This is a genomic window from Paracoccus stylophorae, from assembly GCF_028553765.1.
Lineage (GTDB): Bacteria > Pseudomonadota > Alphaproteobacteria > Rhodobacterales > Rhodobacteraceae > Paracoccus > Paracoccus stylophorae.
Window position 1 is genome coordinate 1798742 of sequence record NZ_CP067134.1, and the last position, 19275, is coordinate 1818016.

19 protein-coding genes are annotated in these 19275 nt (G+C 66.6%); 7 read left to right on the top strand and 12 right to left on the bottom strand.

Features of this window, described 5'->3' with window-relative positions; all coding sequences use genetic code 11:
* Positions 1-48 precede the first annotated feature (48 nt).
* Together JHW45_RS08785 and JHW45_RS08790 are read left to right on the top strand one after the other, a co-directional pair.
* Positions 49-468, top strand: coding sequence for a DUF983 domain-containing protein (locus JHW45_RS08785; RefSeq protein WP_272860484.1), 420 nt, complete (start codon positions 49-51; stop codon positions 466-468).
* A complete protein-coding gene (locus tag JHW45_RS08790; RefSeq protein ID WP_272860485.1) occupies positions 465-1160 on the top strand; it encodes an NUDIX hydrolase in 696 nt (231 codons plus the stop codon). Before JHW45_RS08785 ends, JHW45_RS08790 begins: the two co-directional genes overlap by 4 nt.
* On the opposite strand, the gene JHW45_RS08795 is transcribed toward JHW45_RS08790, so the two are convergent.
* The 8 genes from JHW45_RS08795 to JHW45_RS08830 all read right to left on the bottom strand — a co-directional run bounded on the left by JHW45_RS08795 (position 1157) and on the right by JHW45_RS08830 (position 10505).
* Positions 1157-1927 (bottom strand): enoyl-CoA hydratase-related protein, encoded by a 771-nt coding sequence (locus tag JHW45_RS08795; RefSeq protein ID WP_272860486.1) that lies wholly within the window; start codon positions 1925-1927, stop codon positions 1157-1159. The two genes, JHW45_RS08790 and JHW45_RS08795, sit on opposite strands and share 4 nt — an antisense overlap.
* A 66-nt stretch (positions 1928-1993) precedes the next feature.
* Positions 1994-2452, bottom strand: a complete 459-nt coding sequence (locus tag JHW45_RS08800; protein ID WP_272860487.1) for a cytochrome c-type biogenesis protein — start codon at positions 2450-2452, stop codon at positions 1994-1996.
* Positions 2449-4410, bottom strand: a complete 1962-nt coding sequence (locus JHW45_RS08805; protein WP_272860488.1) for a heme lyase CcmF/NrfE family subunit — start codon at positions 4408-4410, stop codon at positions 2449-2451. The genes JHW45_RS08800 and JHW45_RS08805 overlap by 4 nt, the downstream gene beginning before the upstream one ends.
* 91 nt (positions 4411-4501) lie before the next feature.
* On the bottom strand, positions 4502-5032 hold the full coding sequence (locus JHW45_RS08810) for a holin family protein (RefSeq protein WP_272860489.1): 531 nt from the start codon (positions 5030-5032) through the stop codon (positions 4502-4504).
* Positions 5023-5634 (bottom strand): holin-associated N-acetylmuramidase, encoded by a 612-nt coding sequence (locus JHW45_RS08815; RefSeq protein ID WP_272860490.1) that lies wholly within the window; start codon positions 5632-5634, stop codon positions 5023-5025. Before JHW45_RS08815 ends, JHW45_RS08810 begins: the two co-directional genes overlap by 10 nt.
* A gap of 136 nt (positions 5635-5770) precedes the next feature.
* On the bottom strand, positions 5771-6229 hold the full coding sequence (gene ccmE / locus JHW45_RS08820) for a cytochrome c maturation protein CcmE (RefSeq protein WP_272860491.1): 459 nt from the start codon (positions 6227-6229) through the stop codon (positions 5771-5773).
* Positions 6230-6239: 10 nt separating this feature from the next.
* A complete protein-coding gene (locus JHW45_RS08825) occupies positions 6240-7052 on the bottom strand; it encodes a glutamate racemase (RefSeq protein ID WP_272860492.1) in 813 nt (270 codons plus the stop codon).
* A 63-nt stretch (positions 7053-7115) separates the two neighbouring features.
* The gene (locus JHW45_RS08830) at positions 7116-10505 is read right to left on the bottom strand and encodes an indolepyruvate ferredoxin oxidoreductase family protein (protein ID WP_272860493.1); all 3390 of its coding nucleotides are present in this window, start codon (positions 10503-10505) and stop codon (positions 7116-7118) included.
* 162 nt (positions 10506-10667) lie between these two features.
* On the opposite strand from JHW45_RS08830, the gene JHW45_RS08835 reads away from it, so the two are divergent.
* From JHW45_RS08835 to JHW45_RS08855, 5 genes are all read left to right on the top strand, one after another.
* A complete protein-coding gene (locus JHW45_RS08835) occupies positions 10668-11573 on the top strand; it encodes a LysR family transcriptional regulator (RefSeq protein WP_272860494.1) in 906 nt (301 codons plus the stop codon).
* A 346-nt stretch (positions 11574-11919) separates the two neighbouring features.
* On the top strand, positions 11920-14100 hold the full coding sequence (gene purL, locus JHW45_RS08840; RefSeq protein WP_272860495.1) for a phosphoribosylformylglycinamidine synthase subunit PurL: 2181 nt from the start codon (positions 11920-11922) through the stop codon (positions 14098-14100).
* Positions 14097-15245, top strand: a complete 1149-nt coding sequence (locus JHW45_RS08845; RefSeq protein ID WP_272860496.1) for a bifunctional 2-C-methyl-D-erythritol 4-phosphate cytidylyltransferase/2-C-methyl-D-erythritol 2,4-cyclodiphosphate synthase — start codon at positions 14097-14099, stop codon at positions 15243-15245. Before purL ends, JHW45_RS08845 begins: the two co-directional genes overlap by 4 nt.
* Positions 15246-15248: 3 nt before the next feature.
* The gene (locus JHW45_RS08850) at positions 15249-15740 is read left to right on the top strand and encodes a phosphatidylglycerophosphatase A family protein (RefSeq protein WP_272860497.1); all 492 of its coding nucleotides are present in this window, start codon (positions 15249-15251) and stop codon (positions 15738-15740) included.
* Positions 15737-16213, top strand: coding sequence for a CinA family protein (locus JHW45_RS08855; RefSeq protein WP_272860498.1), 477 nt, complete (start codon positions 15737-15739; stop codon positions 16211-16213). The genes JHW45_RS08850 and JHW45_RS08855 overlap by 4 nt, the downstream gene beginning before the upstream one ends.
* Position 16214: 1 nt before the next feature.
* Here the strand turns inward: JHW45_RS08855 and JHW45_RS08860 are convergent, their stop codons facing one another.
* Genes JHW45_RS08860 through JHW45_RS08875 form a run of 4 tightly spaced genes read right to left on the bottom strand, consistent with a single transcriptional unit; the run spans position 16215 to position 19093 of the window.
* A complete protein-coding gene (locus JHW45_RS08860; RefSeq protein ID WP_272860499.1) occupies positions 16215-17252 on the bottom strand; it encodes a threonine aldolase family protein in 1038 nt (345 codons plus the stop codon).
* Positions 17249-17689, bottom strand: coding sequence for a YcgN family cysteine cluster protein (locus JHW45_RS08865; RefSeq protein ID WP_272860500.1), 441 nt, complete (start codon positions 17687-17689; stop codon positions 17249-17251). The genes JHW45_RS08860 and JHW45_RS08865 overlap by 4 nt, the downstream gene beginning before the upstream one ends.
* Positions 17689-18618, bottom strand: coding sequence for a bifunctional riboflavin kinase/FAD synthetase (locus JHW45_RS08870; RefSeq protein WP_272860501.1), 930 nt, complete (start codon positions 18616-18618; stop codon positions 17689-17691). Before JHW45_RS08870 ends, JHW45_RS08865 begins: the two co-directional genes overlap by 1 nt.
* 31 nt (positions 18619-18649) lie before the next feature.
* On the bottom strand, positions 18650-19093 hold the full coding sequence (locus JHW45_RS08875; RefSeq protein WP_272857348.1) for a MaoC family dehydratase: 444 nt from the start codon (positions 19091-19093) through the stop codon (positions 18650-18652).
* Positions 19094-19275: the final 182 nt, after the last annotated feature.

Sequence of the window (19275 nt, forward strand, 5' to 3'; positions counted from 1 at the left end):
GCGTCGGTCGCGCCCGCGCGACCCCTCAGCGATACGGAGCCGCCCGTCATGCAACCCCAGGTCCAGATCACCCCCTCTGCCCCGGTCGAAAGCCAACGTCCGCTTCGCCCGGCCATGCTGCGCGCAATGCGCGGCCGCTGCCCGGCCTGCGGCAACGGAAGGCTGTTTCGCGGCTATCTGAAGGTCGCCGATCAGTGTCCCGAATGCCACGAGGCGCTGCACCATCAGCGCGCCGATGACGGGCCGGCCTATCTGACGATCCTTCTGGTGTCGCATCTGGGCGCGCCGCTGCTGCTGATCAGCTATGTCCTGTGGCGTCCGTCGGCGATGACGATGCTTCTGTCATTCGGCCTGGGCGCGGTGATCCTGTCGCTGCTGCTGCTGCCGCTGATCAAGGGCGCGTTCATCGGCCTGCAATGGTCGCAGCGAATGCACGGCTTTGGCGGCGCGGAACCCGCATCCACATGACCGCCGCGCCCGGCGATCAGCCGATCCGCGACGCGGCCACGATGATCCTGCTGCGCAGGACCGCCCGCGAATCGTCGGTGCTGATGGGAATGCGCGGTGCCAGCGCGGTCTTCATGCCGTCGAAATACGTGTTTCCCGGCGGGGCTGTCGATGCCGCGGATGCCGCGGCGCCGCTGGCCAGTCCGCTGGACGGGCTGCACCGCGACCGCCTGCTGAAAGAGCCGCGGGATGTCAGCCCCGTCCCCCACGCCATCGCCGCCGCCGCGTTGCGCGAACTGGCCGAGGAAACCGGCCTGCTGATCGGGCGAAAGGATGGGCCGGCCAGCACATGGCCCGGCTATGCCGAAACCGGCCTCAGCCCAAGCGCATCGGCGCTGCAATACGTATTTCGCGCCATCACCCCGCCCGGCCGCCCGCGCCGGTTCGACGCCTATTTCTTCGTCGCCGATGCCGCCGAAATCTGCGGCGACCCGGATGATTTCGGGCGCGCCTGCGACGAATTGTCGCATCTGCACTGGGTGCCCCTGCACCAGGCGCGCGCGCTGGATCTGCCTTTCATCACCGAGGTGGTGCTGGCCGAGATTGCCGAACTGGCCGGCGCGGTCAGCCACGACACCCCGCTGCCGCAGCCGGACACGGTGCCGTTCTTCGACAATCGCGGCCACGCCCCCCGCTTTGCCCAGATCGCCTAGCGGCCGGTGAAGGCCGGTTTGCGCTTTTCCAGAAACGCCGCGACGCCTTCGCGGAAATCGGCGCTGCGCCCGGCCTTGCCCTGCAACCGCGCCTCCAGTTGCAGCTGTTCTTCCAGATCGTTGTCAAGGCTTTCCGCCACCGCCTGCCGGATCGACAGAAAGGCCGAGGTCGGACCCTGCGACAGCTGACGGGCGCGCGCGGCCACGCCTTCGGCGAATTCGGAATCGGGCAGCGCCTCCCAGATCAGGCCCCAATCGGCGGCCTGACGCGCGGGAACGGGGTCCGCGAACAGCATCATGCCCATGGCGCGCGCCGCGCCCACCGCGCGCGGAATGGCCCAGGTTCCGCCGGCATCGGGCACCAGCCCGATCCGCGTGAACGCCTGGATGAAACTGGCGCTTTCCGCCGCGATCACGATGTCGGCGACCAGCGCCAGATTGGCGCCCGCCCCCGCCGCCACCCCGTTCACCGCCGCGATGACGGGCGCGGGGCAGTTCCGGACGGCGTGCAGCATCGGTTCGTATTCGTCGCGCAGGGTCTTTTCCAGATCGCGCGCGGCCTCGGTATCGGTCAGATCCTGACCGGAACAGAACGCCTTGCCCGACCCGGTGATGACCGCGCAGCGCACGCCTGCGGGCAAGCGGGTCAGCGCCTCGGTGATCTCGGCCCGCATCTGCCGGTTCAAGGCGTTCATCACCTGCGGCCGGTTCAGGATCAGCGTGGCGATGTCGTCGCTGACGTTGAACTGTATGGTCTGAAAATTCATGCATGCCCCCAAGCTATTCGCGGCCATGATGCCGCAATCCGCGCGCAGGGAAAGGCGGACCCCGCGTCAGTCGCGCATGATTTTCCGCAAACGCGCCTTTTCCTCGCCGGACAGCTCCGCCGGATCGGGCGCCGGACGCGACCGCGCGCGCATGAAGCGCGCCGCGACCAGCAGCGCGATCAGCGCCATGACCGGCCCCGCCAGCCACAGCACCAGATTGCCGCCGCGGGCGCGCGGCTCGAACAGGACGAACTCTCCGAAACGGTCCACCACGGCGTCGATCACCTGGTCGTCGCTGTCCCCGGCCACCAGCCTTTCGCGCACGTAAAGCCGCAGATCGCGGCTGATGGCGGCGTTCGATTCGTCGATATTCTCGCCCTGACAGATCGGACAGCGCAGCTTTTGCGAGATGTCGCGCGCCCGCGCCTCCAGCGCCGGGTTCGCCAGCACCTCGTCGGGCTGCACCGCCAGCGCGGCGCAGGGCAGGCTCAGCAGCAGGGTCAGGATCAGGACCAGCCGTCTCATTCCGCCGGCACCGCGCGGGCCGGGCTGCGTCGCGCCCCGGCGGCGACGCGATAGCGGCGATCAGACAGGCTGACGACGCCGCCAAGCGCCATCAGGATCGCGCCGGCCCAGATCCAGTTGGCGAACGGCTTGATATAGCTGCGCACCGCCCAGCCCCCGTCCGCCTGCGCATCCCCGATCACCAGATAGATGTCGCGGAAGATGCCGTTGTCGATCGCAGCCTCGGTCGTGGGCATCGCCTGCACCGGATAGACCCGCTTTTCGGGGTGCATCACCGCGACCTGCCGCCCGTTCCGGGTCACCTGCATCGTCGCCATGGTCGACAGATAGTTCGGCCCCTGAACCTCATCCACGCCCGTCAGGATGATCCGGTATCCCGACAGATCGAACGGCTCGCCGATCCGGGCCACGCGGATGTCCTCGGTCTGCCATGCGGTCAGCAGGCCGACGCCGATGAAGGTAACGCCCAGCCCCGAATGGGCCAGCGCCTTGCCCCAATCCGCGCGCGGCAGCCGGATCAGGCGCGACAGGCCCGATTTGCCGGTGCGGTGGACCAGTTCGGCCACCGCCCCCGCGATCAGCCAAGCGCCCAGCCCCGCCCCGATCACCGCAATCGCGCTGCGCCCGGTCGAGACCGCCCAGACCAGCAGCATCACCGCGACCGCCAGGATCAGCGCGCCCCTCAGCGGTCTGATGGCGCGCGACAGCGTGGCGCGTTTCCACGGCATGATCGCCCCCAGGGGCAGGACGATGGCCAGCACGATCATGAAGGGCGTGAACGCCTTGTTGAAGAACGGCGCTCCGACCGACAGCTTGCGATCCCACATCAGTTCGGCGAACAGCGGCCACATCGTGCCGACGAAGACGACGAAGGCCGCGACCGCCAGCAGGACGTTGTTCAGGACCAGCGCCCCTTCGCGCGAAAAGGTCGAAAACACGCCTTTCGCCGTCATCTCGCCCGCGCGCGCGGCATACAGCGTCAGCCCGCCGCCGACGAACACCGCAAGGATCGCCAGGATGAACACGCCCCGCGCCGGATCGCTGGCAAAGCTGTGGACCGAGGTGATGACCCCCGACCGGACGATGAAGGTGCCGATCATCGAAAACCCGAAGGCCATGATCGCCAGCAGGATCGTCCAGCTTTTCAGCGCCTCGCGCTTTTCCACGACGATGGCCGAATGCAGCAGCGCGGCGGCCAGCAGCCAGGGCATGAAGCTGGCATTCTCGACCGGGTCCCAGAACCAGAACCCGCCCCAGCCCAGCTCGTAATAGGCCCACCAGGACCCCAATGCGATGCCCACGGTCAGAAACATCCACGCCGCCAGCGTCCAGGGCCGGACCCACCGCGCCCAGGCGGCGTCCACCCGCCCCTCGATCAGCGCGGCGATGGCAAAGCTGAACGCCATCGAAAGCCCGACATAGCCCAGATACAGAAACGGCGGATGAAACGCGAGGCCCGGGTCCTGCAACAGCGGGTTCAGGTCGCGCCCGTCGAACGGCGGATTGGCCAGCCGCAGGAACGGGTTCGAGGTGAAGATGATAAAGGCATAGAACGCCGCCCCGATCGCCGCCTGCACACCCAGGACGCGGGCGCGCAGGCTGGGCGGCAGATTGCCCCCGAACGCCGCGGCCGCCGCCCCGAACAGCGACAGGATCAGCACCCACAGCAGCATCGAGCCCTCGTGATTGCCCCACACGCCGCTGATCTTGTACAGCATCGGCTTGGCGGTGTGCGAATTCTCATAGACCAGCTTCAGCGAGAAATCCGAGGTCACGAACGAAACGGTCAGCGCCGCAAAGGCCAGCCCTGTCAACCCGAACTGCGCCATCGCGGCCGGGCGCGCGCTGTCCATCCACCCGGTCCAGCCCCTGGCCGCCCCGATCATCGGGACGATCATCTGATACAGCGCCACCGCGAAGGCAAGCGTCAGGGCGAAATGGCCGATTTCAGCGATCATGCGGGCGGTCCTTTGTTGCCGCCAGCATAGGGATACGAAAAAAGGGGGGAAAGCCCCCCCTTTGTCGATGGTCTTCAGTTTTGCGTGCGACCTATTCGCGCAAGCCCGCCGCCCAGTCGCGCAGCGCGGCATTGTCGGCGAAATCGTCGTCGGTCCGGACCGCCACGAGGGGTTGCGGGGACGCGCCTTCGACCTCGGTGCGCGTCACCTGGCTGGTGGGCCAGACCCGGTGGCGGAAATAATGCGCCTCGCGCGCGCCGAAATAGAAGCCGACAATCGCCCCCAGCAACCACCACAGCGGCTCGGGCACCTGTTGCAGACCCTGCATCCGCAGACCGAACCCCACCGGCTCGACCATCGAATAGACGAACAGCCCCATCGTTCCCAGTGCCAGCAACGGCCGTGGCAGCCGGTTCAGCCCGTTGACGAGACTGTCGAAGAACCCCGCCCGCGCGATCTCGAATTCCTGTCCCAACTGGGTGATCGCGCGCGCATAGGCCTCTTCCTCCAGTTCCATCTTGCGCGTGGCGTTCTGCGTGAACACCTCGGCCATGCCGGTGGCGGCGCTGCCCAGGGCGCTGACGCCGGGGCCAAGCCCAAGGAAACGGTCGATCATGCCCATCTTGCGGTCCTTTCGCGATGTTCGGCGTCGGTCAGGTGGTATCGGGGCGCGATGAAGGTCTCGGCACGGGTGATCCAGCCGCCCTTTCCGCCGGCGCGGGTGCGGGCGTATTTGCGGCTGGCGGGCCGCTGATCGGCCAGCGCGTAGTAATAGTTTCGCCGCGCGATCCCATAGGCATCCGCGATATGCAGCGGCGCGGCCTCGGCCGCCTCGGACGCCGCCGCGATGGTGCGCGGGCCGACCACGCCGTCCGCTGCGGCGGAAAACCCCATTCGCGACACCAGCCGTTGCAGGATCTTGACCGCGTTCGCGCCGGCATTGACATACATGTCGAAGACGCTGGCCTGCACCGGGTCCGGCAGATCTGCCAGACGCGGCTTGCGGAAATAATGTTCGACGAAGATCCGTTCGGCCTGCGCCCGCGTCAGCGCGCGGACATCGGCGGTGTCGACCTTGCCGTCGCCGGTCAGGTCCAGCCCCAACGACCGCATCGTGCCGATGGTGACCCCGAAATTCGTGGCTCCGCCCGGATCGTCCTTGTCGTTCACAAAGCCGCCCTCGCGGGCGACAATCTCTCGTGCAATGTCTTCGACGCTCGGCATTCCAGTCCCCTTCGGTCTGCCGCCCCCTCGGCGGACGCCAGAAAACTGGAACAGGCCGGTTAATCCTCCGTTAACCCGCCGCGCGTTGCTTCTTCTTTGTCCAAATACCCATCGACGCCCGCCACGGGCGCCACCGTCAGGAATTGGGGTCCTGATAGACCCCGCTTTCCTTCAGCGTGTCCACGACCTCGCGCGGCATATAGGTCTCGTCATGCTTGGCCAGCAGGCTTTCCGCCTCGAACCGCCCGTCGCGGTAATACCCCTTGGCGATGGTGCCCTGGCCTTCGGTGAACAGATCCGGTCGCGGATCGTGTCCGACATAGCTGACCGGGATCTCGACCGCGCCATCGGTGATGACGAAATCGAACTCGACCCCGTCGCGATTGACGATCGAGCCGTCCTTGACCAGCCCGCCAAGCTGGAAATATTCGTCGGGCGAGGGTGCCGCCGCGCTGATCTGCGTGGGCGAGCGGTAAAGATTGATGCCGTCGCGAAAGCCGTATCCGATCAGCACCACGGCAATCAGCAACGCCCCGGCCGCAGCCATCAGCACTTGCGCGCGGCGACGTTTCTTCAACGATTTCAGACCGGCCATCGCGCCCTCCTCATGCGGCCTCGAAACGGATCGAACGGCGCAGGAACTGCGTCGCCTTGCCCGAGACGCGCACCGGATCGCCCGTCGTCAGGAATTTCGACGGCGTGCCGCCGCCCTGATATTCGGGCCGACGCTGAAGATAGTCCGCAAGGCTGTCGGCCACCAGCCCCGCCTGAGAATAGACCCGCACATGCGGGCCCAATGCGCGCTGAAACGCGCCTTCGACCAGCGGGTAATGCGTGCAGCCCAGGATCGCGGCCTCGGGCTGCGGCATCCGGCGCAGCAGCGCCTCGACATGGCTGGTCACCAGCGCCTCGGCCAGGATTTCGTCCCCCATTTCAATGGCATCCACGACGCCGCCGCAAGGCTGGGCTTCGACGTCGACGCCCACGGCGCGGAACGCCAGTTCGCGCTGAAAGGCGCGGCTGGCGACCGTGGCCGGCGTTGCGAACAGCGCCACCTGATTGACCGCGACCGGGCGGGGCGACGAATTGTCGCCCCATTGCCGTTCGGTCAGCGCCTCGATCATCGGGACGAAGACCCCAAGGACGCGCTTGCCGGGCGGCAGCCAGGTTTCCTGCATCCGGCGAAGTGCCGCGGCGCTGGCGGTGTTGCACGCCAGAATCACCAGATCGCACCCGTCCTGCCACAGCCTTTCGACCCCCGCGCAGGTCAGATCGAAGATGTCGTCGGCGGTGCGCACGCCATAGGGCGCATGGGCGTTGTCGCCCAGATAGATCAGCGGCAGATCGGGCAGACGGGCGGCAATCGCCTGATGAACCGTCAGCCCGCCAAGCCCCGAATCGAAAACGCCGACCGCCATGTCGCTTACCCCTTTGCCGCGCGCCGTTCTAGGACGCCGCGCGGCGTTTGGGAATGACCGATCTCACTCGGCCGCCTGCCGCATCGGCGCCCCGCCCGCGCGGAACTGATCCAGCAATTCCCGGCGCCGGATGGCGGCCGCGTCGGCGGCCGCGTCCTTGATCGGGCCAAAGCCGCGCACGCTCAGCGGCAGTTCGGCCAACTCAACGGCAACCGGCATGGTCGCATCGTCCACCTTGGCCAGAACCTCGCGCATGTCCGTCTCGTATTCGCGGATCATGGCGCGTTCGCGACGCCTCTCGGCGGCATAGCCGAACGGGTCGAACGGCGTGCCGCGCAGACCCTTCATCGCCGCCAGCACCCGGAACGCCTTCATCATCCAGGGCCCGAACTCGCGCTTTTTCGGCCGTCCGTCCGCATCGGTTCCGGGCAGGGTCGGCGGGGCCAGATGGAAGGACAGGGTCGTCTCGCCCTCCCAGATCCGGGCGATCTGGTCGGCGGTGGTCAGATGCAGCCGCGCAACCTCGTATTCGTCCTTGTAGGCCAGCAGCTTGAAATAGCCGCGCGCCACGCTTTCGCGCAGTTGGGCGGGCGCGGCATCGACCAGCTTGCGGAACTTTCGTGCCAGCTTCCTGCCCTGGTATTCGACCAGACGCGCCTCGCGATAGGCGACGGGATCAACGGGCATTTCAGACACTTCCGCCGGCTTCTTCATCAGATCCGGGAAGACCATGGCACACCGCCCGATGTCGAAGGCACGCAGGTTCTCATCGACCTTGGCGCCGTTCAGCCGGATCGCGGTGCGGATCGCATCCTCGCTCAGCGGGATCAGGCCCTGCTGCCAGCAGGCGCCCAGAACCAGCATGTTGGAATAGATCGAATCGCCCAGCATCCGCAGCGCCAGATCGTTGGCGTCGAAGAACGCCACCTTCTCGCCCAGACGCGCCTGCAACGACATCTTCAGCCGGTCCGAGGGCACCTGGAAATCGCGGAACCGGGTGAACTCGCCGGTGATGATCTCGTGATCGTTGACCACCGCGCCCGTCCGGTCCTTCGTCATCAGACCGATGGTCTTTGCGCCGGCCGTCACCACCAGATCGCCGCCGATCACGCAATCGGCCTCGCCCGTGGCCACGCGGATGGCGCTGATATCCTCGGGGCGGTCGGCCAGACGCAGATGGATGTGGACCGCGCCGCCCTTCTGGGCCAGCCCGGCCATTTCCATCATGCCCGCGCCCTTGCCGTCGACATGGGCGGCCTGCGCCAGCACCGCGCCGATGGTGACGACGCCGGTGCCGCCGACGCCGGTGATGACGACGTTATGGGTGCCGTCGATCGCCGGCAGCGACGGGGCGGGCAGATCGGGAATGTCGAACCCCTCGGCCTTGGGCTTGCGCAGCTTTCCGCCCTTGACGGTGACGAAGCTGGGGCAGAACCCCTTGAGGCACGAATAGTCCTTGTTGCAGCTGGACTGGTCGATCTGGCGCTTGCGGCCCAGTTCGGTGTCCAGCGGCACGACCGACACGCAGTTCGACTGGACCGAACAGTCGCCGCACCCCTCGCAGACATCGGGGTTGATCCACACGCGGCGGTCGGGGTCCGGAAACTGGCCCTTCTTGCGGCGGCGGCGCTTTTCGGCGGCGCAGGTCTGGATATACAGGATCGCGCTGACGCCCTTGGCGTTTTCCAGTTCGCGCTGGACGTTCATCATCTCGTCGCGTTCCTCGAACCGCATGCCGGTCGGGAACTGCTTGCGGTCCACGTCTTCCTTTTCATCATAGACCACGACCACCGGATCGACGCCCATCGCGGTCAGTTCGCGCGCGATCTGCGGGGCGTCCAGATCGCCCTCGTTCGGCTGCCCGCCGGTCATGGCGACGGCGTCGTTATACAGGATCTTGTAGGTGATGTTGGTCTTGGCAGCGATGGCCGCGCGGATCGCCAGCGACCCGGAATGGTTATAGGTTCCGTCGCCAAGGTTCTGGAACACATGCTTTCTGGTGCTGAAGGGCGCCTCGCCGACCCAGTTCACGCCCTCGCCGCCCATATGGGTGAAGCCGGTCGTCTCGCGGCCCATCCACTGGACCATATAGTGACAGCCGATCCCGGCATAGGCGCGGCTGCCTTCGGGCAGACGGGTCGAGGTGTTGTGCGGACAGCCCGAACAGAACCACGGCGTGCGCGTGGCGATTTCGGGGGCGTTGTCGTTGCGGCGCACCTCGGTCAGCCGTTCCAGCCCGGCCTTGATATGTTCGGTGCCGCGGCCTTCCTCGATCAGGATGCCGCCGATCTTCTGCGCGATCATCACCGGGTCCAGCGCGTAGCGGGTCGGAAACAGTTCCTCGTGGGTGCGGTCGTGTTTCCAGCCATGCACGCGGCGGCCGTGGCGATTGTCGAAGATCGCCTCTTTCAGCTGCACCTCGATCAGCTTGCGCTTTTCCTCGACGCAGACGACCAGGTCCAGATCTTCGGACCATTCCTGCATGGATTTCATGTCCAAGGGCCAGGTCTGCCCGACCTTGTAGGTGGTCAGGCCCAGACGCTCGGCTTCGGCCTCGTCGATGCCCAGCAACGACAGGGCGTGAACCAGATCCAGCCAGTTCTTGCCGGCAGCGACAAAGCCGATCTTGGCGCCGGGCTTGCCCCAGTGCTTGCGGTCGATGCGGTTGGCACGCGAAAACGCCTCGGCCGCCCACCGCTTGTAGTCGATCATCCGGGCTTCCTGCGCGACCGGCGTGTCGCCCAGACGGATGTTCAGACCGCCCTCGGGCATGTCGAAATCGGGAATGACGAATTTCAGCCGGTCGGGATCGCCGTTGACGACGGCCGTCGCCTCGACCGTGTCCTTCATCGTCTTCAGCCCGGTCCACACCCCCGCGAACCGCGACAGGGCAAAACCGTAAAGCCCGTAATCCAGGATTTCCTGCACACCCGCCGGCGACAGCACCGGGATATAGGCGTCGATCATCGCCCAGTCCGACTGATGCAGCACGGTCGAGCTTTCGCCGGTATGGTCGTCGCCCATCGCCATGACGACGCCGCCATGTTTCGACGAGCCCGCCATGTTGGCGTGACGCATCACGTCGCCGGTGCGGTCCACGCCCGGCCCCTTGCCGTACCACAGCGCAAAGACGCCGTCATGCTTGCCCTCGCCGCGCAATTCGGCCTGCTGACTGCCCCAGATGGCGGTCGCCGCCAGATCCTCGTTCAACCCCGGCTGGAACAGGACATTGGCTTCCGCCAGCCGCTTGCCCTCGCGCATCATCTGCAGATCGACGCCGCCCAGGGGCGATCCGCGATAGCCGGTGACATAACCGGCCGTATCCAGCCCCGCCGCCCTGTCGCGCGCCGCCTGCATCAGCATCAGCCGCACCAGCGCCTGCGTGCCGTTCAGCAACACATGCGACTTCGACAGATCGAACCGGTCGGCTAGCGAGAATTCCTGCTTGCTCATCCTGCGTCTCCTCCAGTGCCCGAAGGCGTTGGGCCCGATTATAGGTCAGAAATGCTGACTGATGAAGAAAAAAATCGGTGCTTGACGCAGCCGTGAGGGACGGGCAGAGGGAAATGCGATTTGCAAAAAATGCATGGCAGACCACGCAGGATTGTAACAGCAATGGACTGGGACAAGCTAAGAATATTCCACGCGGTTGCCGATGCAGGCAGCCTGACACATGCGGGGGACGTTCTTCAACTGTCGCAATCGGCGGTCAGCCGGCAGGTCCGCGCGCTGGAAGAGATGCTGGGGACCACGCTGTTTCACCGTCACGCACGCGGACTGATTCTGACCGAACAGGGCGAATTGCTGTTCGACGCGACCTCGGCCATGTCGCGCAAGCTTGAGGGGGCGTCGGCGCGCATCCGCGACAGTGAGGAAAACGTCATGGGCGAATTGAAGGTGACCACGACGGTCGGCTTCGGTTCGCTGTGGCTGGCGCCGCGACTGGTCAAGTTGTATGAGAAATTCCCCGATCTCAAGATCGACCTGATGCTTGAGGAACGGGTTCTGGACCTGCCCATGCGCGAGGCGGATGTCGCCATCCGCATGAAGGAACCCAGCCAGTCCGACCTGATCCGCCGCCGCCTGCTGAATATCCGCATGCGGCTTTACGCCACGCAGGCCTATCTGGACAAGGCGGGCATCCCCTCCAGCATGGATGACCTGTCGCGTCACCGGCTGGTGTGCCAGAAGGCCGATCAGCCCCAGGTCGCCGCCGGCGCGCGCCTGATCCAAGAGATCATGGCCCAGAACATCTGCTCGACCCTGACGGTCAACAACTATTTCGGCGTGTTGCAGGGGGTGCTGGCCAATGTCGGCATCGGCGTTCTGCCCGATTACCTGATCGTCGATCATCAGGGTCTGGTCCGCGTGCTGCCCGAGATCGAGTCGGGCGAGGTGCCGGTCTTTCTGGCCTATCCCGAGGAATTGCGTCAGACCCGGCGGGTTGCCGCCTTCCGCGATTTTGTTCTGGAAGAGATCCAGTCCTATCGCCGGCAAAAGATCGACGCCTTGGCCCCCTGATCGCGCCAAAGCGTCGAAATTCAATCGGATATTGCGCAGATCTTCAGCTAGCCGCAGGCGAATCTACAACTTTCGCGTGTAGCTATTCGGCAACTGCATGCCGGTTATGCTGCGGGTGCAGCATGATTAGACTTGATCCGTTAACGCCCTGCCTCTAAATCTGGCTGCGAAGGCGATGGTCTGCTTCATCGCGCATCACCTTCTACCTCCCTGTTGGACTTAGGCCGGGCCTTGTGCCCGGCTCTTTTTTTTCGGTCGGGCCGCCTTTGCCCGGCGGTGCCGCCCTTCCCAAGTCCGCCGTCTCGTCCTACAAGCCGCGTGAACCCACGGGCAGGAAGGGCCGGATATGCAGGAACCGACGATCACCCCCGATCTGATCGCCGCGCACGGGCTGAAGCCCGACGAGTATGACCGCATCCTGGACATCATCGGCCGCGAACCGACCTTTACCGAACTTGGCATCTTCAGCGCCATGTGGAACGAACATTGTTCCTACAAATCCTCGAAGAAATGGCTGCGCACCCTGCCCACGGACGGCCCGCAGGTCATCTGCGGACCGGGCGAGAATGCCGGCGTCGTCGATATCGGCGACGGTCAGGCCGTGGTCTTCAAGATGGAAAGCCACAACCACCCCAGCTATATCGAGCCGCATCAGGGTGCGGCGACCGGCGTGGGCGGCATCCTGCGCGATGTCTTCACCATGGGCGCCCGCCCCATCGCGGCGATGGATTCGCTGTCCTTCGGGCGGCCCGAACATCCCCGCACCGCGCATCTGGTCAAAGGCGTGGTCGAGGGGATCGGCGCCTATGGCAACGCCTTCGGCGTGCCCAATGTCGGCGGCGAGGTGCGGTTTCATGCCTCCTATGACGGCAACTGCCTTGTGAACGCCTTTGCCGCGGGTCTGGCGGATGCCGACCGCATCTTCTATTCCGCCGCCTCGGGCGTGGGCATGCCGGTCGTGTATCTGGGCGCCAAGACCGGCCGCGACGGCGTGGGCGGCGCGACCATGGCCAGCGCCGAATTCGACGACACGATCGAGGAAAAGCGCCCCACCGTTCAGGTCGGCGATCCCTTTACCGAAAAATGCCTGCTGGAGGCGTGTCTGGAACTGATGGCTTCGGACGCGGTGATTTCCATTCAGGACATGGGCGCTGCGGGTCTGACCTGCTCGGCGGTCGAGATGGGCGACAAGGGCGGGTTGGGCATCAAGCTGCGGCTGGACGCGGTGCCGCAGCGCGAAACCGGCATGACCGCGTACGAGATGATGCTGTCGGAAAGCCAGGAACGGATGCTGATGGTGCTGAAGCCCGAAAAAGAGGCCGAGGCGCGCGAGATTTTCGAGAAATGGGATCTGGATTTCGCCATTGTCGGGGAAACCATCGCCGAAGACCGCTTTCTGATCCTGCACGGCAACGACGTGAAGGCCGATCTGCCGCTGTCGAAACTGTCCTCGGCCGCGCCCGAATACGACCGTCCGTGGGTGGAGACCCCCGCGCCCGGCGACGCCCCCGCCCTGCCCGCGATCCGGCCCGTGGCGGCGCTGCGCGCGCTGATCGGGTCGCCCAATTACGCCCACAAGGGATGGGTCTGGGAACAATATGACAGCCAGGTCGGCGCCGACACGATCCGCGGCCCCGGACTGGGCGCGGGCGTGGTGCGCGTGCACGGAACCGACAAGGCGCTGGCGTTCACCGCCGATGTGACGCCGCGCTATGTCAAGGCGAACCCGGTTCAGGGCGGACGGCAGGCCGTGGCCGAGGCCTATCGCAATTTGTGCGCCGTGGGGGCGACGCCGCTGGCGACGACCGACAACCTGAATTTTGGCAATCCCGAAAAGCCCGAGATCATGGGCCAGTTCGTCGGCGCGATCCAGGGCATCGGTCAGGCCTGCCGGGCGCTGGACTTTCCCATCGTGTCGGGCAACGTGTCGCTGTATAACGAGACCGACGGCAAGGCTATCCTGCCCACGCCCACGATCGGCGGGGTCGGCCTGCTGGAAGACCTGTCGCATCTGATCGGCGGCCTGCCCGGCGACGGCGATCTGGCACTGGTGATCGGCACGACGCAGGGTCATCTGGCGCAATCTGCGCTGGCGCACGAGGCGTTCGGGATCGAGACGGGCGATGCGCCGCATGTCGATCTGGATGCGGAACGCCGCCACGGAGAATTCCTGCGCGCCAATCGCAGCCATCTGCGCGCCGCGACCGATCTCTCCGATGGCGGTCTTGCGCTGGCGGCGTTCGAGATGGCCGAGGCCGCGGGCATCGGCGTGCGTCTGGACAGCGACGACATCGCGCAACTGTTCGGCGAGGATCAGGCCCGCTATCTGGTGGCCTGCGAGGCAGACGGCGCCAATGCGCTGCTGCAAGCCGCCGAACGGGCCGGCATCCCCGTCGCGCAGGTCGGCATCTTTGGCGGAATGTCGATCCAGATGGGCGAGGACGCCGGCGATCTGGCGCAACTGTCGCGTCTTTACCGCACGGCTTTCGCGGCCGCGATCAAGGGCGACACGCCCGATCACGCATGAGCCTGAACGCGCCCGCAGGCTTTGCCGCCATCGTCACGGCGGCCGGTCGCGGCAGCCGCGCGGGCGCGGGCGATCCCAAGCAATGGCGTCCGCTGGCCGGGGTGCCGGTCCTGGCCCGCGCGCTTGCGCCCTTTGCCGGGTTCGAGCGGATCGTGCTGGTCGTCCATCCCGACGACATGGGCCGCGCCATCGACCTGTTCGCGGGCAGCGTCACCATCGTCGCAGGCGGCGAGACGCGGGCCGCAAGCGTGCGCCACGGCCTGTTGTCGCTGCGCGACAGCGCCATCACCCATGTCCTGATCCACGACGGCGCCCGGCCGCTGGTCAGCGACGAGGTCATCGGCGGCGTGATCGCGGCGTTGCAGAACGGCGCGCAGGCCGCAGCCCCCGCCCTGCCGGTCAGCGATGCGCTGTGGCGCGGCGAGGGCGGCAGGGTCACCGGCACCGCCCCCCGCGACGGGCTGTTTCGCGCGCAGACGCCGCAGGGCTTTGCGTTCCAGCCGATCCTGGCCGCGCATCTGGCGCATCCGCACGACGCCGCGGACGACGTGGAACTGGCGCGTCTGGCCGGGCTTCACGTCGCCATCACCACGGGCAGCGAAGACAATCTGAAGATCACCTTCCCGGCCGATTTCGCCCGGGCCGAACGTATTCTGGGGGCAGGAATGGATATCCGACTTGGCAATGGCTATGACGTGCACGCGTTCGGACCGGGCGATCATGTCTGGCTGTGCGGGGTGCGGGTGCCGCACGATGCCGGGCTGGTCGGACATTCGGACGCCGATGTGGGGATGCACGCGCTGACCGACGCGATCTATGGCGCGCTGGCCCAGGGCGATATCGGCCGGCATTTCCCGCCCTCGGACCCGCAATGGAAAGGCGCTGACAGCACAATCTTTCTGCGCCACGCCGCCGATCTGGCCCGCAGCCGAGGGTTTTCGTTCGGCAATTGCGATGTCACCCTGATCTGCGAGGCGCCCCGGATCGGCCCGCACGCCGCCGCCATGCAGGCGCGTCTGGCCGAGATCATGGACGTTCCGCAGGATCGCGTCAGCGTCAAGGCGACCACCTCCGAAAGGCTGGGCTTTACCGGCCGCGGCGAAGGGATCGCGGCCATCGCCACCGCCGCATTGCTGAAGGGATAGATCATGGACCGGCTTCTTTGCATCTGGTTCGGGGCGGGGCTGCTGCGGCCCGCGCCGGGCACCTGGGGCTCGGCCGTGGCGGTGGCCCTGGGGTTGCTGATCCACCGGATCGGCCATTTCCCCTTGCTGGCCGTGGCGACGGGCGCGGTGACGCTGATCGGCCTTCGGGCCGTCCGCCGCTATACCGCCGGGATGGCGGACCCCGACCGCAGCGAGATCGTCATCGACGAGGTTGCGGGCCAGTGGCTTGCGCTGTGCTTTCCCTCGGCCGGGTTCTTTCTTGCGGGGCTGCCGGCCAGCACCTTCCCCTATCCGGGCTGGATTGCGGCGTTCCTGTTCTTTCGGCTGTTCGACATCTGGAAACCCTGGCTGGTGGGCCGCGCCGACCGGCAGGGCGGCGTGGACGGGGTGATGAAGGACGATCTGTGGGCCGGGCTGTTTGCGGGCATCGCCACGATGATTTCCGCCGCCGTCGCGCATCTGGTGGTGATGTGAGCCTGGCCGAACAGGTGCTGGACGCCGCCCGCGCCCGCAACATCCTGATCGCCACCGCCGAAAGCTGCACCGGCGGTCTGATCGCCGCGACGCTGACCCGGATTCCCGGATCGTCCGACGTCGTGGATCGCGGTTTCGTCACCTATTCCAACCGCGCCAAGGAACAGATGCTGGGCGTCCACGCCGACACGCTGGACGCTGCGGGCGCGGTCAGCGAGGCGGTGGCCGAACAGATGGCCGCGGGCGCGCTGTCGCGGTCGGATGCGACCTTGTCGGTGTCCGTGACCGGCATTGCCGGGCCGGGCGGGTCCGAACGCAAGCCCGAAGGCCGGGTCTGCTTTGGCATCGCCGGCCCCGACGGCGTTCGGACCGAAACCGTCGATTTCGGCGCCATCGGGCGTCAGGCCGTGCGCGAGGCCAGCGTGGAACACGCGCTGACCCTGCTGCTGCGCGCGCTGTCCGATCGGGTCTAAGTCAACGCAGCAAGCCGATCAGCCGGTCGACATCGTCCTCGGGCGTGTCCCACGAGGTGACGAAGCGCACCGGCACCGGGTCCAGCCCCTGGGCCGAACGGTCCGGCCACAGATGATAGATCGCACCGGCGGCGCGCGCCCGTTCATGTGCCTCGGCCGGGATCGTGGCAAAGACCGCGTTCGACTGCACCGGCGCCAGCAGCCCGCCGCCGGCATCGCGCACGCCCTGGGCCAGTCGCGCCGCCAGCGCGTTGGCGCGCGCGGCCAACCGCAGCCACAACCCGTCCTCGATCAGCGCCAGCATCTGCGCCGCCAGAAAGCGTTGCTTGGAAAACACATGACCCGACTGCTTGCGGCGGTAATCGAACCCCTCGGCCAGCGCGGGATCGAAGAACACCACGGCCTCGGCCGCCATGGCACCGTTCTTGGTGCCGCCGAAACACAGGACATCGACGCCCGCGCGCCATGTCAGATCGGCGGCCGACCGGCTGCCCGAGGCGACGGCATTGGCGAAACGCGCCCCGTCCATGTGCACCGGCACCTTGAAACGGTGCGCCACGTCGGCCAGCGCGGCAATCCGGTCGGCGTCGTAGACGGTGCCCCATTCGGTCGCGTTGGTGATCGACACCATCGCGTTGCGCCCGCCGTTCAGCCCCGCACCGGCCCCGATCCGCAGCGCGTTTTCCAGCCGGTCCGCGTCGATCCGGCCGCAATCGCCGGGCAGCGTGACCAGCTTGGCGCCGTGGGAAAAGAACTCGGGCGCGCCGCATTCGCTGGTCTGGATATGCGCACCTTCGTGGCAATAGATGCGCCCGCCCACCGGGCACAGCTGCGCGCAGACCAGCGCATTGGCGGCGGTGCCGGTGGACACGAACCGGATCGCTGCCTCGGGCGCGTCCAGCGCGTCGCGGATGGCGGCTTCGGCGCGCGCGGTGACCGGGTCGGCGCCATACCCCATCATCGCGCCGCCATTGCACTCGGCCAGCGCCCGCAGGACATCCGGATGCGCGCCATAGGCGTTGTCCGAGGCGAAGTTCACGACAGATCCTCGATGATGTGCTGGTCCCAGTCTTCCTCGTCCACCTCGACCTCGCTGATGGTCCAGTCGCGGACGCTGACGCCTGCGCGATGCACCGCCTCGGGATCGCCCGACAGCAGATGATGCCACGGATAAAGGCTGCGCCCCTCGGCCCGCAGACGATAGGCGCAGGTGGCGGGCAGCCACCACGCGATCTCTTTCAGCTTGGCGGGGGTCAGCACCACGCATTCGGGCACGTAATCGTGCCGGTTGGGATACGAGCTGCACCGGCAGGCATGACCGTCCAGCAGCTTGCAGGCGACGCGGGTGAAGGCCAGCTCGCCCGTATCCTCGTATTCGATCTTGTTCAGGCAGCATTTGCCGCAGCCGTCGCACAGCGCCTCCCATTCGGGGCGGGTCAGCCGGTCCAGCGGCAATTCCCAGAACCTGTCACGCATCACGCGCCCGTCAGGACCTGGCGCGCCTGACGCGCATCGGCCGCAATCTGCGCGATCAGCGCATCAACGCTGTCGAATTTTTCTTCGTCGCGCAGGAATTCGACCAGCGCCACCGACAGGTGCTGGCCATAGAGATCGCCGTCGAAATCGAACAGATGCACCTCGAGGTTGGGCGCGTTGCGGCCGAACATCGGGCGCACGCCAAGGCTTGCGACGCCCTGGCAGGACGTCCGGTCGGGACCGGTCAGCACATCCACCAGCACCGCATAGACGCCCAGACGCGGCAGATGCAGCCCGTCGAGACGCAGATTCGCGGTCGGCCAGCCGAGATCGCGGCCGCGCTTTTCGCCGTGCACGACCTCGCCCTCGATCCGGTGCCAGTGGCCCAGCATGCGTTCGGCGTCGCGCACCCGCCCCTTGCTCAGCGCGATGCGGATCGCGGTCGAGCTGTAATCCTGCGTGCCGTTGCCGATCAGTTTGACGGCGGTCACGCCAAACCCCAGGGCCGCGCCCAGGTCGGCCAGCGTCTGCGCATCGCCCGCGCGTTTGCGGCCAAAGCGGAAATCGGCGCCCACCGTCATGTGCCGCACGCCCAGCCCGCCCACCAGCACGTCGCGCGCGAAGGCCTCGGGGGTCAGCCCGGCCAGAACCGGGCCGAAGGGCAGCTGATACAGATGATCGACGCCCAGACGCGCCAGCCGGTTGGCGCGCGATTCCGCGTTCATCAGCCGAAAGGGCGGCGCATCGGGATTGAAGAATTCGCGGGGATGCGGCTCGAATGTCAGGATGCCAAGGGGGGCGTCTGTGGCGCGTCCCGCCGCCTCGATCACCGCACGGTGGCCCAGATGCACGCCATCGAAATTGCCCATTGCGACGGTGGCCCCGCGTGCGTCGGGGGGTAATCCGCTCCAGTCGTCGTGGATGTGCAATGGGCCCCCAGTCGAGGCGCCTGTTGCCCCGTCAGTCGAACTTGCGGCTTGGGGCCAGCACGACCGCCTCGCCTTTCAGCACGACCGTATCGCCTACCAGACAACGGGTTGCAAGCGTCACCCGGCGTTTCGCGTGGTCGATCGTCTCGACCGTGACCTCGGCCCGGACGGTGTCGCCCGGGCGCACCGGCGCCATGAATTTCAGCGTCTGTCCCAGATAGACGGTGCCGTGTCCGGGCAACTGTTCGCCGATCACCGCCGAGATCAACCCGGCGGTCAGCATGCCGTGGGCGATGCGGCCCTCGAAGATGGTGTCCTGGGCATATTCCTCATCCAGATGGACCGGGTTTCTGTCGGTCGAGACCTCGGCGAACAGGTCGATATCGCGATCCGTCACCTGTTTTTGCAGATGCCGGGTCATGCCGACCTCAAGATCCTCGATAACGATCGTGCCGCGGGGGAAGTTGTCGAACATGGTGTCGTCCATCGCAAAAGCCGCTTTCAACGCTTGATGCTGCATAGCAGCATTTTCGGCGCGGCGCAATAAAATAACCGAACTGTCGCGCGTTCTATCTATTTGTTACGCAGCCACCGCCTGCCCGACTGGACATGAAAACGCCCGCGCCACGAATGGCGCGGGCGGTCAGTGTTTCGTTC

Coding starts and splice junctions, on each gene's coding strand:
- JHW45_RS08785 (WP_272860484.1), top strand. CDS start 49: ATGCAACCCCAGGTCCAGATCACCCCCTCTGCCCCGGTCGAAAGCCAA.
- JHW45_RS08790 (WP_272860485.1), top strand. CDS start 465: ATGACCGCCGCGCCCGGCGATCAGCCGATCCGCGACGCGGCCACGATG.
- JHW45_RS08795 (WP_272860486.1), bottom strand. CDS start 1,927: ATGAATTTTCAGACCATACAGTTCAACGTCAGCGACGACATCGCCACG.
- JHW45_RS08800 (WP_272860487.1), bottom strand. CDS start 2,452: ATGAGACGGCTGGTCCTGATCCTGACCCTGCTGCTGAGCCTGCCCTGC.
- JHW45_RS08805 (WP_272860488.1), bottom strand. CDS start 4,410: ATGATCGCTGAAATCGGCCATTTCGCCCTGACGCTTGCCTTCGCGGTG.
- JHW45_RS08810 (WP_272860489.1), bottom strand. CDS start 5,032: ATGGGCATGATCGACCGTTTCCTTGGGCTTGGCCCCGGCGTCAGCGCC.
- JHW45_RS08815 (WP_272860490.1), bottom strand. CDS start 5,634: ATGCCGAGCGTCGAAGACATTGCACGAGAGATTGTCGCCCGCGAGGGC.
- ccmE (WP_272860491.1), bottom strand. CDS start 6,229: ATGGCCGGTCTGAAATCGTTGAAGAAACGTCGCCGCGCGCAAGTGCTG.
- JHW45_RS08825 (WP_272860492.1), bottom strand. CDS start 7,052: ATGGCGGTCGGCGTTTTCGATTCGGGGCTTGGCGGGCTGACGGTTCAT.
- JHW45_RS08830 (WP_272860493.1), bottom strand. CDS start 10,505: ATGAGCAAGCAGGAATTCTCGCTAGCCGACCGGTTCGATCTGTCGAAG.
- JHW45_RS08835 (WP_272860494.1), top strand. CDS start 10,668: ATGGACTGGGACAAGCTAAGAATATTCCACGCGGTTGCCGATGCAGGC.
- purL (WP_272860495.1), top strand. CDS start 11,920: ATGCAGGAACCGACGATCACCCCCGATCTGATCGCCGCGCACGGGCTG.
- JHW45_RS08845 (WP_272860496.1), top strand. CDS start 14,097: ATGAGCCTGAACGCGCCCGCAGGCTTTGCCGCCATCGTCACGGCGGCC.
- JHW45_RS08850 (WP_272860497.1), top strand. CDS start 15,249: ATGGACCGGCTTCTTTGCATCTGGTTCGGGGCGGGGCTGCTGCGGCCC.
- JHW45_RS08865 (WP_272860500.1), bottom strand. CDS start 17,689: ATGCGTGACAGGTTCTGGGAATTGCCGCTGGACCGGCTGACCCGCCCC.
- JHW45_RS08875 (WP_272857348.1), bottom strand. CDS start 19,093: ATGTTCGACAACTTCCCCCGCGGCACGATCGTTATCGAGGATCTTGAG.